Source organism: Kitasatospora sp. McL0602, from assembly GCF_052076145.1.
Taxonomy (GTDB): Bacteria; Actinomycetota; Actinomycetes; order Streptomycetales; family Streptomycetaceae; genus Kitasatospora.
On record NZ_CP197246.1, the window covers coordinates 2,713,569 to 2,725,532 of the forward strand.

An 11,964-nucleotide genomic window follows, 5' to 3' on the forward strand; every position below is an offset into this window, starting at 1 on the left:
AGTGCGATCACCAGACCAGGGGGCCGCTTCGGCCGCCTCGAGCGAAGTGTCATGTCGTTGGATGCGCCAGCGCACGGTCGGGTGTGCGCTGCGGGACTGCCCCTTCGCTCGGCTGGGGGTCTTGTCGCCCGCCTGCAGGTTGTTCCAACGAGGGCGGACCGTCGTGGACCGGATTCTCGCAAACCGGATGTGCTTCGCCTCTTGATCGACGTCCAGGGGCGGGCTCAACGTCGACGGCGCTCGGGAGGGACCCGAGCCAAGCTGGCCTGGCGGCTCCTGACCAGGGGCGGCTGACCTTGCCGGGAGCCACCGACGCGGCCCTGCGGCTTCCTGTCGCGCCGGCGGGCGCCTACGGTGCGGCCCTCGTTTCCGGCTGGTTTGGCATCACACTGACGCGTTGGTGGGCCAGGGCCTGCCGGATGGCCTGGAGCCTGGCCAGGCACGTGTCGATATCGCTCATCGCCACCCCGGTTTCGGCGCGCAGGCGGGCCCGGGTTCGGGCGAGCTGGTCTTCCAGGTGCTGCCTGCGGTCGGCGGCGTAGGTGGCGGCTTCGAGGGCCGGGTGGTTCAGCACGTTGCTCGCGCCGGCCTCGCCCGGAAGGTCGCGCAGCGCGGGGGCGGGCTGGTGCGCGTCGCACCGGCTGCCGTCAGGAGCGGTGGTGGTTGCTGTCATCGCGGAGTCGGTCGGTGTGGGTGGTGAGGGTGTCGAGGCGGGTGGCGACGTCGTGGTGGTGGCCGGTGGCGAGATACGGGCGGATGTCGGTGAGGGGGGTGAGGAGTTGGGCGGGGTCGTTGTGTCCGAGGGCGGTGCGCAGGACGTCGAGGTGAGGGTGGGCGGTGGCGGGGAGGTCGGTGAGGGCGGTGATCTGGGCGGCGAGGATGCGCAGTTCGGTGGCGTTGTCGCGGGCCCAGGCGGTGATGGCGCGATCGGCCGCGCGGCGGTCGCGGATGTCCTTGACGCGCTGGGCGCCGGTGGTCGAGGCGGCGGTGGTGGGGCGCAGGCGGAGGTAGCGGTTTTCGGCGGCTTGGCGGCTGGCGACGCCCATGGGGTGGGCGAGGTCGGCCCAGGTGGCGCCGGCGGTGCGGGCGGTTTCGACCAGGGGGCTCTCCCATGCGGCGAGTTGGGTGCGCAGTTCACGTAGGAGCAGCAAGGCGGCCAGGGCTCGTTCGGGGCTTTCGCCGGGGGCGGGCGGTGCCTGCTCGGGTCCGGGGGGCGGGGGGTTCTGGGCGGTGCGGACGGCGGTGTCGATGGCGGCGAGGGCGGCTGCGGCGGCGGGGAGGGAGGCTGGTTCACCGGGTTGTGCGGCGTCTGGGGCGGTGGGGTCGGGGCGTTCTCTCACGGTGTCACTCTTTCGGAGACCTCGGCGTTTGTCATCGAATGGATGACATGCTACAACGGTGCCAGGTGAAGCGCATTGGCACTTGTTGCCTGGACCACTGGAGGTGTTTCGCGATGTTGATGCGCACTGATTCCTTCCGCGAGCTGGACCGTCTGACCCAGCAGTTCCTCGCCCAGAGCGGGACCTGGAGCCGGCCCGCCCCGATGCCGCTGGACGCCTACCGGGTCGGCGACGAGTACGTCATCGCGTTCGATCTGCCCGGGGTGGCCCCGGCGGCGATCGACATCGACGTGGAGCGGAACATGCTGACCGTCAAGGCCGAGCGGCGTCCGCGCCCGGAGGCCGAGGGCGCTCGGATGGAGCTCTCGGAGCGGCCGCTGGGGGTGTTCTCCCGTCAGGTGATGCTCTCCGACACCCTCGACCCGGAGGGCATCAGCGCGGACTACGACGCCGGAGTGCTGACCCTGCGCATCCCGGTCGCGGAGAAGGCCAAGCCCCGCAAGATCTCCGTCACCGCCCAAGGTGCGGACCGCAAGCAGATCCGCGCCTAACCCCCTGGGGCTGCCGCCCTGCGTAACCAACCCCTCGGGTCGCGCAGGGCGGCACCCCCTCCGGCGCCCGCCCAGGGCACCAGCCGTGGAAGGCTTGACCCGTGCCGAGGAAACCGCGCAAAAGCCATCACCGCTACCGCGAACGCCCCCTCGTGGTGGCGGTCCACGGCAGCCTCGACCTCGCGAGCGCCCCACCCCTTCGACGCCGACTCCTCACCGCCGTCCACGGCCACCCCCACGTCGTCGTCGACCTGTCCCAGGTGAGCTTCATGGACTGCTCGGGGCTCGCCGCCCTCGCCGCCGCCCGCAACCACGCCCAGGCCACCGGCCACCGACTCGTCCTACGCGCCCCCAGCACCCCGGTCACCCGGATCATGAAGCTCACCGGCCTCAGACGGCGCCTGACCGGCGAACCCTGACACCACCGCGCGGCACAGCGCCGCCGCCGGGCGGACACGACAGCACCCCGCCCCCGCCCACCGGCCCACCCATCCGGGGAGGCAAACCGATGACTCTTCGACACGAGGCGTTCCTCACTCAGGTCCAGGAACGCGGCGAGTACCCCACCCCCAGCGATGCCGAGCAGGCCGCCCGCGTTGTCCTGGCCCTGCTCGGCGCCCATGTCGCCGGCCGCGACCGGGCCGAGCTGGCGGCACGACTTCCGGAAACCTTCGCCCTGATCCTCCTCAACCCCCTGCAGGCCGCCCAGCCACTTGACCCGGAAAGGTTCGTGCGGGCCACCGCCGCCTGGATCCCCGGCGCGAGCGAGGCCACCGCCCTCTGGGACGTCGGCGCCGTCCTCAGCGTCGTCACCGACGCCGCGGGCGAGGACCTCACCCACCGTGTCCTGCTCCAACTCCCCCCGGGCTACGACCTCCTCTTCGGCCGGCCCGACCCCGTAGAAAGGCCACCCCAGCCATGACCTGGCACGAACTCCTCCACCACGTCCGCGTCCTGGGCCGCTACCAGGACGACCGGCAGGCCGAGCGTGCCCTGATCGCGGTCCTGGCCGTCCTCGGCGCCCAACTCGTCGGCGACGAGCGGTGCGACCTCGCCGCCGCCCTCCCCACCCAAGCCCGCACCCTCATGACCCGCCAGATCCCGCTCACCCAGCCCCTGAGCGCACCCACCTTCGTCGAAGCAGTCGCCGGCCGACTGGCCACCACCATCCCCACCGCCCGCTGGGACACATCCACCGTCCTGACCGCCCTCGCCGACCTGGCCGACCCGGGCCTCACCGACCGCCTCATAACCCAACTGCCCCACGGCTACGCACTCCTGTTCGGCCGCGCCCAACTGGCCACCGCAGCCTGACAGCACCCGCAGCGCCCACCTGGCCAGCGCGGCCCGACACCCGCGCCACCACCGTCCCGGGGCCGACCACCTCAGCCGCCCGCAGTCACCGGCCCCGGGTCTGACACCGCCCCGGCCGGTGTCACTGGTCGGAGTAGCTGAGGTCTCCCACCGACCAGCTGCTCACGTCGGCGATGGCGATGCGGTACATGCCACCGGTGTGCGGAAGGCCGTAACTGCCCTGCAGAATGCGGGCGACGTGCAGGTGCAGATGTGTCGGCCGCACGGCGGGCGCTGCCACACCTTCGCCGTCCGCGCCGGGCGCGGTGAACAGCACGGCGAACGGCTTCAGGTGGTCCGAGGCCATGAGGACTTCGGCGACCCGCTCGTTCCACAGGCTCTGCGGCGCGAGCCGGCCGGTGATGACCGCTCCCGGGACGACGACGGTCAGGGGCATCTGGTTACTGTGCTCGGACTCCACCATCGCGGCGATGTCGACGAGCAGCCCATCAGGGTTCGACATGCCACCAGAGGATAGTGCCCTCCGTCCCCGTCCGCACGGACACCCCGGGGCGGGACCGGCCCGCGGCGCGGCCGCAGCGCCACCGGCCGCGCCGGGACACAGCATCTCCGCCAACTGTGATCACGGCGTGGAAAAACACCGTACGAGGGCGATCCGAACCCGGCATCACCGCCGAGCTGATGACCGTGTCGCTCCACGCCTGGTGCGGAGAGGCAGCGGAGTGACTGGGAAGAGTCAGCGCCAGGAAGCAACGCCAGAGACCCGTCCGGCGGACAGCGCGTTCGCAGCATTGGTGGCCGTTATCACCCGCCTCGGCCGACCAGAAATGGAAGTAACTTCCGACTTCCTCGACGCTAGCCACTACCGTCAAGCCACGAAGCTCGACAGACCGGACAGCGAACCGGTGCGGTCAGCGAACGTCTGCCTCGGGCCGGGGCAGTTCGTCAAGATCGAGGGTGTAGGTGCGTCCGTCGGCCAGCTCGATGGGCAGCTTGCCCGAGCCGTACTTATGAGTGTGTGCCGCGATGTAGCCAGTACCGGTGGGCTGGGTGTGGACGACGACCTCCGCAGCGTACGGGTCCACCACCACGTAGACCGGGATGCCGTAGCGGCCGTACTTCGCGGTGCAGTCGTCGTAGTCCTTGCGCGCGGAGGAGATCGACACCACCTCGGCGATCAGCAGCACGTCCTCGAAGCCGTAGCGCTTGCCCTGCCGCTGCGCGTCCTCCCGCAGAATCGCGAAGTCGGGGGCCGAGTTCTCGTCGGCCGGGAAGTCGATGTACACGTCGGAGATGACCTTCGCGTGCCGACCGAGGGCAAGGGAGTCGATCTGCATCGACCTGATGGTGCTGGAGTGCTCCTCGCTCTGCGGGGTCATGACCACCTTCCCTTCGGTACCGAAGAAGACCACGTACCCCGTGGGGAACTCGGTGTGCATGACCGCGTCGACGCTCATCAACAGCTCCTTCCCGTCGTCCCTCAGCATATGGCCCCCGACTCCCCGCACGAGGGCGGCCACGAAGAGGGTCAGTCGGGCGTCCCGGCCAGCTGGTCCCGCTGGGGGTGGTGATCCAGGCAGCACTGGACGAAGTCCCGGACCACGGGGTCGGCGGCTTCGGTGGGCGTCCAGGCGACGGCTACCTGGCTGGGGCTGACGCCGGTGACGGGGCGGTAGGTGATCCCGGGGCGGGCGTAGAAGCGGGCGGCCGACTCCGGGGCCAGGGCGATGCCGTAGCCGTTGGCGATCGCGCTGAGCCAGTCGTCCGGCTGGTCGGTGACGGCGCCGATCCGGACCGGGGTGCCGCCGCGTTCGTCGGCAGCCAGCCAGTGGTTGCGCCAGGCCTGCGCCTGTGCCGGGGCGGCGACGAACGGTTCGTCCCAGAGGTCCTGAAAGGCGATCACCGGGCGCTCCGCCAGGGGGTGCGTCTGCGGGAGCACGACCCAGCGCGGCTCGGTGAACAGCAGCTCCATGCGTAGCGCTGCCTGTCCGGGGACGGGCAGCCGGACCAGGGCGACGTCGGCCTCACCCTCGGCGAGACCGCCGGTCGGGTCGGACCAGGCTGCCTGCCGCATGTCGATCCGCCAGCCGGGTCGGCGGCGGCCGAACTCCGCGACGATGCTCGGGGCCGCCTGGGCCGCCCCGGCGTCCATGAAGCCGACCCGCAGCACCCGGGCCGCGCGACTCGCGGCACTCCTGGCGTCCCGCGCCGCATGCTCCCAGTCGGCCAGTACCGCCGGCGCACGCGCGAGCAGGGCCCGGCCCGCGTCGGTGAGGGTCATGCCGGTCCGGGAACGGGTGAACAGCGTGACGCCGAGGACGGCCTCGAGTTGTCTGACCTGTCTGGTCAGCGCCGGCTGGGAGACGAACAGCCGCTGCGCGGCCCGGCTCAGGGTTCCCTCCTGCGCGACGGCGACGAAGTAGCGGAGCAATCGCGTGTCGACATCCATGCCCCCAGGTTATGGACGCAGGTATTGGCCGACTCGGGCCACCCTCAACGAGGCTGAGGACACCGGCGGAACGGCCGCCGATCCGATGCGGAGGGCGCTACGTGTTCACTGCCTACCTGCTTGTCACCGTCCTGACGATCGCGGCGAACGCCGGCATGGCCGTGGCCGACGTCGCCGGGGCGCATTTCGTCCTGGCCAACTCGGCCGAGGTCGGTGTGTCACGCTCCGCGCTGCCGGCGCTCGCGGCACTCAAACTCGCGGGCGCGGGCGGGTTGCTGACCGGCCTGCTGGGCGTCCGGTCTCTCGGCGTCGCCGCAGCGGCCGGGCTGGTCGTGTTCTTCCTCGGGGCCGTCGTCGTCCACCTCCGCGAGCGGGTCTTCCACAACATCGCCTTCCCCGGTGGCTACCTGGCGCTCGCCGCGGGCTCCCTGGTCCTTGCTGCCCTGCACTGAGCCGTGCGGCGGACCGTGCGGTGAGCCGCTGCGGCGTCCGTGCTACCGGCTGCTGTTCCGTTGATCTGCGCTGCCCGGCATGAGGTGGGATTCCCAGGCCCAGGCGGTGATCTCGCTGCGGTTGCGGGCTCCGAGTTTGTTCTGGATCGCGGTGAGGTGTCCCTTCACGGTGCTGACGGAGATGAAGAGGGTGGCAGCGATCTCCTGGTTGGTGCGGCCCCGGGCGACGGCGCGGACGACGTCGGTCTCCCGGTCGGTGAGCGGGGGGTTGGGCTGGAGGGCGGGGGAGGTTCTACCGGGGGCGAGGTCACGGAGCAGCCGCCGGGTGATCGACGGGGAGATCAGGGCGTCCCCGACGCTGGCGGCCCGCACAGCGGCGGTGAACAGGGTGGGGTCGCCGTCCTTGAGGACGAACCCGAGAGCTCCGGCCTGGAGGGCGCCGTAGACGTATTCGTCGAGTCCGAAGGTGGTGACGATGACGACCCGGAGCGGGTCGGCGATGCCTGGGCCGGCGAGTGCGCGGGTGACGTCGATGCCGTCGAGGCGGGGCATCCGGATGTCGACAAGGCAGACGTCGGGCCGCAGTTGGCGGGCGAGGGCGACGGCCTCGGCACCGTCGCGCGCTTCCGCGACGACGGTGATGTCGGGCTCGTCCTCCAGGATGAGGCGCAGGCTGGTGCGGATCATGGCCTGGTCGTCGGCGACCAGCACGCTGATGCTCATCGGCGGTCTCCGGCTTGCAGGGGCACGGTGGCCCGTACCGACCAGCCGGTGCCGGGCAGCGGACCGGCGTCGAGCGTACCGCCCAGTGCCTCGATGCGCTCGCGCATGCCGACCAGGCCGTAACCGCCGAGCGGGGAGGCACGGATCGGGGGGTGCGACGGAGCATCGTCGCCGATCTCGACGGTGATGTCCGTGCTGTCCTGGGAGATGGTGACAGTGGCCGCGCGGGCGCCACGGGCATGGCGGGCGATGTTGGTCAGGGATTCCTGGACGACCCGGTACACGGTGGTGGTGACCACGGGTGGCCAGGTCGGCGCCCCGGTGGGCAGCCGGAGGTCGACGGCCGGTCCGTGCTCTTCGAAGCGGCGGACCAGGTCGATGAGTTGCTCCGGTCCCGTGGTGACTGCAACACCGTCCTCCGCGTCGCGGAGCAGGGCGACCACCGACCGCATGGCGTCCATGGCTTCGGTGCCCGAGCGTGTGATGTCCGCCAGGGCTGCGCCGAGCTGGTCGGACTGCGTGCGGAGCATGATCTGGGCGGCATGGGTGTGCATCACTATTCCGGAGACGTGGTGGGCCACGACATCGTGCAACTCCCGGGCCAGGGCCAGGCGTTCGTCCCGTCGCACCGCCTCGACGGCGGTCCGGCGGCGATGCTCCAGAAAGCGCAGGACGAGCCCCGTGCCGAGGCCGGCCAACCAGCCCTGGACGCCCATGTGGAAATGGGCGGCGGCATGTGAGGCGGTCGCGAGCCAGCCGAATGCCACGACCGCGAACCCGGCCGCGGCGACCACGGCCGCTCGCCGGAGCGGCAGGACCCGGACCACGGAACCGGCGAGGACGGCCAGCGCCAGGGACGCGGCAACGCCGGGCTGGTCGGTCAGATACCCCACGCCGGAGGCGAGGACGGCGGCAGCGGCGACGGAGAGGCCCACGGCCACGGCGACCAGCCGATTGCGCTCCCGGAGCAGCGCCGCGACACACACCACCGCACCGGTACCGCAGTCGAGCAACCAGCCCTGGCGGCCGGCATCGGCATGCCGGTAGGCCGTCGCCGCCAGCACTGCCGCGAAGGCAAGCCCGAGCAGGACGTTGGTTCGTCTGGCGGCCAGTGCGGCCAGTGCGGCCAGCCGTTCCATCACACTCACGGTGCTCAGGCTACGGAACCGGTCGCGGCCGCCGTACCGGCCAAAAGGACTGCTCCGATCCGCCCGATCAGTACTTTTGGCCGGTCCGAGCCACGGTCGGCGTGAGCAGGCTTGACGGCATGCAACGAGACCTCGACACACCCTGCGGCGACGCGGGGGCTGCCCGAGCCGGCAGGTGGACGTGAACCGGTCCATCTGGGCCCGCCTCCGATTGGAGCTGCGGGTCATCGGCATCGCCCCGCCGGTCACGGCACTGGCGGCAACGCTGGGCGGCGCGATCCTGGTGATCGTCATGCATGCCACCGGAGCCGATGCGGAGCACCTCGACCTCGCCGCCGGCGCGGTCCTGGCGGGCTTCGCTCCGCTCGGCACCGCCGTCGCGGCCTCCTCGATCGTGGGGCGTGATCCCGGCGCCGAGCTGGTCATGACCACCACGGTCTACCGCCGGGTGCTGTTCCTTCGTGTCGGCCTGGTGGTGGCCCCAGCGGCCCTGGTCACGCTGTTGGACGCCGTCGTGTTCCGCGCCTTGAACGCATGGCCCGTGGGGCAGGGCACCGGCGGTTACGTCCTGGTGTGGGCCGCGCCGATGCTCTGGCTGGTCGCACTGGCGGTGCTCATCGCGATCGGCCTGCGCAGCCCGGCCGCCGCAAGCGGCCTGGTCGGGGGCCTGTGGCTGGCCCAGTACCTGATGGGGCCCGCCATCCGGGACAACCCGGTGCTGCGGGCGCAGTACATGTTCATGGGCGTCGCCGCCAAGGTCCCGGCGCACGAATGGACCGTCAACCGGATCGCCCTGCCCGCCGTCGGCATCGTCGCCGTGATCGCGGCCGGCCTGCTGCTGGGGCGTCCCGAACGATTTGTGGGGAGCGACACCGCATGACCACCGTCCTTCAGCGAACCGCTCCGCCGACGACAGCTCAGGGCTGGTGGGCGAAGACCGTCGCGGCCGCCCGCTACGAGTACCTGATGCAGGTGCGCCGCCCGGCGGTCTGGCTGGTCGTGATCGGGCTGATCGCGCTGCGCTGCGCAGCGCCCTTCCCGCCCGGTTTCACCAGCACCACGGACCAGGCCACGCTGGTCGCCGACTGGGCGTTCAACTTCATCATGCTGTGCCCGATCGGCGTCGGCGCCGTCCTGGCCGACCGCGTCCGGCGGGAGTCCCGGCTGGGGCTGAGCGACCTCCTGACCTCGACGCCCACCGGCATCGGCCCGCGCCTGTGGGGCAAGGCCATCGGCGCCGGCGCGGCGACCATCACACCGGTCGCCGTCGCCTGGGTGGGCCTGCTCGGCCACCTGACCGCCCAGCGCGGGGCCGGGGTGATCCCGGTCGGCCTCGCGGCGTTCGCCGCCATCATCCTTCCCGGGCTGGTCCTCGTCGTGGCCTGCTCGGTCACCGTCCCGTACCTGACCGGGCCCGTGCTGTACCGGCTCGGTGTGTTCGGCTACTGGATCTGGAGCAACATGGTCGGCCCGCGCTACGGGATCCCCACCCCCGCCGGAACGCCCTTCGAAGCCATCGGTGAGTACCCGTCCGGTGCCTGGTTCCACGGCGTCATGTTCGACGCCAAGCAGCGGGGAATCACCCCGACCGGCAGCGAGGCCGTCCTCAGCATCGCCTTCCTGCTCCTCGCGGCGCTCGCCGCCCTCGTGATTACCCAGCTCGTGCTCACCAGGAGGAGCCCGTCATGACCGCGCCCAACGTGACCATCACCGATCTGACCGTCACCTTCCGGCGCGGCGAGGTCCGCGCGCTCGACGGCATCAATCTCCGCCTGCCCACGGGCATGGTCGGTCTGCTCGGCCCCAACGGAGCCGGCAAGACCACCTTCATGCGGGTCCTGACCGGGGTGCTGCTGCCGACCTCGGGCACCGTCGCGGTGGACGGCACCGACCTGACGTCGCGCAGCCGGCGCCGAGAGGTCAAGGCCGGCACCGGCTACCTCCCCCAGGAGCTCGGCCTGTACCCGGATCTGACGGCTGGCCAGTTCCTCGACTACATGGCGCTGCTCAAGGGCATCACCGACCGGCGCGCCCGCCGCGCCCGCGTCCAGGAGGTCCTCGAACTGGTCTCGCTCAGCGATGTCGCCAACCGGAAGGTGAAGGGCTACTCGGGCGGCATGAAGCGCCGCGTCGGCATCGCCCAGGCGATCCTGAACGACCCCCGGCTGCTGATCGTCGACGAACCCACCGTGGGGCTGGACCCCGAGGAGCGGCTGCGGTTCCGCAGCCTGCTCGCCAGGCTGGCCGGCGACCGGACGGTGCTGCTCTCCACCCACATCGTCGACGACATCGTGCAGACCTGCCCGAACGTCGTGGTGATCGAGCGCGGGCACGTCGCCTTCCAGGGCGCCGTCGGCGACCTCGCCACCCGCGCCGAGGGCCTGGCGTGGCACGTCACCCAGCCGGCCACCGCCCCGCCGCCCGACCTGCCCACCGTCAACGTCACCCCCGGCATGACCGGCACCACCTATCGGGTCATCAGTTCCGGCACCCCCGCCCCGGACGCGGAGCGCGTCAGCGCCACCGTCGAGGACGGCTACATCGCCCTGATGCACCACACCGCCCCTGAGCGGGCCCAGGACCCCGGCCCCGACCTCCGCGCCGTCTGACCCCGCCCGCGTCAACACCCAAGGAGCAACAGATGCCCCAGCAGCCGTTCACCGCCGTCCTGGCCGCCGCCGACACCACCGGCTTCCACCCCGGCCTCGCCTTCTTCGTGGAGTGGGCCGTCGTCATCGGCGCCATCATCGGCACTCCCATCTACGTCGTCCGTCAGGTGCGCAACCGCCGCAAAGATCGTTGAGCACCGCCTCGGCACACGGGCTGTGCGCTACCGGCGCTGCCGAATCCGGGGAGGGCGGGGCAGGTGTCCCGTTCCGGTGAAGCAGGCGAGGTAGCGGTCGAGGACCGCTCGGTCGACCGGGGGGCAGGCGATGTCGGAGCCCGCCAGTGCGCGGGTGCGCCCATGACGCGGGCCGGCTGAGTGCCTCGGTACCAGAGCTTCTCCAGGAAGATCAGCACCGCCAGCCCGGCCATCGCCGCGATGTTCATGACCCCGAGCGGGATCAGCACCACCATCAGCGCCCAGCAGCAGCCCAGGCAGTACGCGCCGTGGTGCAGCCACCCGCAGGTCCCGGGCAGGTGGCCGGTATGTGGCGTAGTGCATCAGCTGGGCCATCGGGCTGCGGCAGTGCCGCATCCTCACGTCGCCGGACCAGGCCGCTTAGGGCCAAGGCCGGAAGAGTCCACCTTCGTGCACCGCCAAGTGCTGCGAGGCGGTGGCAGGTTCGGAGCATGCATCTGGTCCATATCCACCTCAAGCCGCACACTCCGGCCCTCGAACTCCCTCCGGAGACAGCAACCTTGGTGGTCCGCAATGCCGCGCCGGACGAAGCGGTCGAGCATGTCGCGGTGCACGCCGGGGCCCAGCCGCTGCCGGTCATCGGCATCTTCCTGCGCGCCGGCGGCCCGGACGCCGCCAGGCGGACCGCGCGAGCGGTCGTCGCCCGCGCCGTGGCAACCGAACCTGCGCTGCGTGACTGGACTCCGGCTGCCGCCCAAGTCCCTTTGCTGCCAATGGTGTTGTCCTGGCCGGGGGCTCCGCACGAAGCGCTGGACTGATTATGCCAAGGCCGCTTCAGTCCATCCGCTGCGCCTTGTTCCACGCCGGGGGCGCGACAAAGCTATCGACCGCACCCCAGCCCCCAGTTCAAGGAAGGACCCCTGCCATGCGCCGGTTCCTGCTCGCCGCGTCGGCGGCCCTCATCCTCGCGTGCGCCGTCCCGGCCCATGCCCACTCCTCGGCGCGCGTCGCGCTCGCCGCTGCGGCCGCCCCTGCGTCCGCGCCCTCGCCCGCCGACATGGGCTGGCAGACGCACGGCCTTGCCCTCCGGGCCTCCTGAACTGACTTCACCGGCAGCACCACCACCCCAGCCAGATCGAGACAGAGGTACTGACGTGACATCAACTCCACTCGGGGGCAGACGC

The 11,964-nt window shown here is 71.5% G+C and carries 19 protein-coding genes; 11 read left to right on the forward strand and 8 right to left on the reverse strand.

Annotated features, from left to right (window positions below; genetic code table 11):
- Window positions 1-349: 349 nt before the first annotated feature.
- Complete coding sequence (locus ACR68M_RS12210; RefSeq protein WP_441250482.1) at window positions 350-673, reverse strand: hypothetical protein; 324 nt, start codon at window positions 671-673, stop codon at window positions 350-352.
- Window positions 648-1,340 carry a hypothetical protein gene (locus tag ACR68M_RS12215; protein ID WP_441250483.1) on the reverse strand — a complete coding sequence of 231 codons (693 nt, stop codon included), beginning with the start codon at window positions 1,338-1,340 and terminating at the stop codon, window positions 648-650. The genes ACR68M_RS12210 and ACR68M_RS12215 overlap by 26 nt, the downstream gene beginning before the upstream one ends.
- Window positions 1,341-1,453: 113 nt before the next feature.
- Here ACR68M_RS12215 and ACR68M_RS12220 point away from each other — a divergent pair, with 113 nt between their 5' ends.
- The 4 genes from ACR68M_RS12220 to ACR68M_RS12235 all read left to right on the forward strand — a co-directional run bounded on the left by ACR68M_RS12220 (window position 1,454) and on the right by ACR68M_RS12235 (window position 3,205).
- The gene (locus ACR68M_RS12220) at window positions 1,454-1,891 is read left to right on the forward strand and encodes an Hsp20/alpha crystallin family protein (RefSeq protein WP_441250484.1); all 438 of its coding nucleotides are present in this window, start codon (window positions 1,454-1,456) and stop codon (window positions 1,889-1,891) included.
- 101 nt (window positions 1,892-1,992) lie between these two features.
- Window positions 1,993-2,310: an STAS domain-containing protein gene (locus tag ACR68M_RS12225; RefSeq protein WP_441250485.1), complete on the forward strand. Its 318-nt coding sequence runs from the start codon at window positions 1,993-1,995 to the stop codon at window positions 2,308-2,310.
- Window positions 2,311-2,399: 89 nt separating this feature from the next.
- The gene (locus ACR68M_RS12230) at window positions 2,400-2,813 is read left to right on the forward strand and encodes a DUF2267 domain-containing protein (protein ID WP_441250486.1); all 414 of its coding nucleotides are present in this window, start codon (window positions 2,400-2,402) and stop codon (window positions 2,811-2,813) included.
- Window positions 2,810-3,205 (forward strand): DUF2267 domain-containing protein, encoded by a 396-nt coding sequence (locus ACR68M_RS12235; RefSeq protein ID WP_441250487.1) that lies wholly within the window; start codon window positions 2,810-2,812, stop codon window positions 3,203-3,205. Before ACR68M_RS12230 ends, ACR68M_RS12235 begins: the two co-directional genes overlap by 4 nt.
- Window positions 3,206-3,326: 121 nt before the next feature.
- On the opposite strand, the gene ACR68M_RS12240 is transcribed toward ACR68M_RS12235, so the two are convergent.
- The 3 genes from ACR68M_RS12240 to ACR68M_RS12250 all read right to left on the reverse strand — a co-directional run bounded on the left by ACR68M_RS12240 (window position 3,327) and on the right by ACR68M_RS12250 (window position 5,654).
- Window positions 3,327-3,707, reverse strand: coding sequence for a hypothetical protein (locus ACR68M_RS12240; protein ID WP_441250488.1), 381 nt, complete (start codon window positions 3,705-3,707; stop codon window positions 3,327-3,329).
- Between the two features lie 409 nt (window positions 3,708-4,116).
- Window positions 4,117-4,662, reverse strand: a complete 546-nt coding sequence (locus tag ACR68M_RS12245) for a Uma2 family endonuclease (RefSeq protein ID WP_441250489.1) — start codon at window positions 4,660-4,662, stop codon at window positions 4,117-4,119.
- 71 nt (window positions 4,663-4,733) lie between these two features.
- Entirely contained in the window at window positions 4,734-5,654 is a 921-nt protein-coding gene (locus ACR68M_RS12250) for a LysR family transcriptional regulator (protein WP_441250490.1), read from the reverse strand.
- Window positions 5,655-5,755: 101 nt separating this feature from the next.
- Between ACR68M_RS12250 and ACR68M_RS12255 the strand changes: the two genes are divergently transcribed.
- Window positions 5,756-6,106: a DoxX family protein gene (locus ACR68M_RS12255; protein ID WP_441250491.1), complete on the forward strand. Its 351-nt coding sequence runs from the start codon at window positions 5,756-5,758 to the stop codon at window positions 6,104-6,106.
- Window positions 6,107-6,148: 42 nt separating this feature from the next.
- On the opposite strand, the gene ACR68M_RS12260 is transcribed toward ACR68M_RS12255, so the two are convergent.
- Together ACR68M_RS12260 and ACR68M_RS12265 are read right to left on the reverse strand one after the other, a co-directional pair.
- Complete coding sequence (locus tag ACR68M_RS12260) at window positions 6,149-6,829, reverse strand: response regulator transcription factor (RefSeq protein WP_441250492.1); 681 nt, start codon at window positions 6,827-6,829, stop codon at window positions 6,149-6,151.
- Window positions 6,826-7,968 (reverse strand): sensor histidine kinase, encoded by a 1,143-nt coding sequence (locus ACR68M_RS12265; RefSeq protein WP_441251593.1) that lies wholly within the window; start codon window positions 7,966-7,968, stop codon window positions 6,826-6,828. The genes ACR68M_RS12260 and ACR68M_RS12265 overlap by 4 nt, the downstream gene beginning before the upstream one ends.
- Window positions 7,969-8,158: 190 nt before the next feature.
- Here ACR68M_RS12265 and ACR68M_RS12270 point away from each other — a divergent pair, with 190 nt between their 5' ends.
- The 4 genes from ACR68M_RS12270 to ACR68M_RS12285 are packed head-to-tail and all read left to right on the forward strand — an operon-like array spanning window position 8,159 to window position 10,780.
- Window positions 8,159-8,857 carry a hypothetical protein gene (locus ACR68M_RS12270; RefSeq protein WP_441250493.1) on the forward strand — a complete coding sequence of 233 codons (699 nt, stop codon included), beginning with the start codon at window positions 8,159-8,161 and terminating at the stop codon, window positions 8,855-8,857.
- On the forward strand, window positions 8,854-9,666 hold the full coding sequence (locus ACR68M_RS12275) for a hypothetical protein (protein WP_441250494.1): 813 nt from the start codon (window positions 8,854-8,856) through the stop codon (window positions 9,664-9,666). The genes ACR68M_RS12270 and ACR68M_RS12275 overlap by 4 nt, the downstream gene beginning before the upstream one ends.
- The gene (locus ACR68M_RS12280; RefSeq protein ID WP_441250495.1) at window positions 9,663-10,586 is read left to right on the forward strand and encodes an ABC transporter ATP-binding protein; all 924 of its coding nucleotides are present in this window, start codon (window positions 9,663-9,665) and stop codon (window positions 10,584-10,586) included. Before ACR68M_RS12275 ends, ACR68M_RS12280 begins: the two co-directional genes overlap by 4 nt.
- 32 nt (window positions 10,587-10,618) lie before the next feature.
- Complete coding sequence (locus ACR68M_RS12285; protein WP_441250496.1) at window positions 10,619-10,780, forward strand: hypothetical protein; 162 nt, start codon at window positions 10,619-10,621, stop codon at window positions 10,778-10,780.
- On the opposite strand, the gene ACR68M_RS12290 is transcribed toward ACR68M_RS12285, so the two are convergent.
- The gene (locus tag ACR68M_RS12290; RefSeq protein ID WP_441250497.1) at window positions 10,750-11,055 is read right to left on the reverse strand and encodes a copper chaperone; all 306 of its coding nucleotides are present in this window, start codon (window positions 11,053-11,055) and stop codon (window positions 10,750-10,752) included. The genes ACR68M_RS12285 and ACR68M_RS12290 overlap by 31 nt on opposite strands.
- A 216-nt stretch (window positions 11,056-11,271) precedes the next feature.
- Here ACR68M_RS12290 and ACR68M_RS12295 point away from each other — a divergent pair, with 216 nt between their 5' ends.
- Together ACR68M_RS12295 and ACR68M_RS12300 are read left to right on the forward strand one after the other, a co-directional pair.
- Window positions 11,272-11,598, forward strand: coding sequence for a hypothetical protein (locus ACR68M_RS12295; protein WP_441250498.1), 327 nt, complete (start codon window positions 11,272-11,274; stop codon window positions 11,596-11,598).
- A gap of 107 nt (window positions 11,599-11,705) precedes the next feature.
- Window positions 11,706-11,879 (forward strand): hypothetical protein, encoded by a 174-nt coding sequence (locus tag ACR68M_RS12300; RefSeq protein WP_441250499.1) that lies wholly within the window; start codon window positions 11,706-11,708, stop codon window positions 11,877-11,879.
- The last annotated feature ends 85 nt before the right edge of the window (window positions 11,880-11,964 follow it).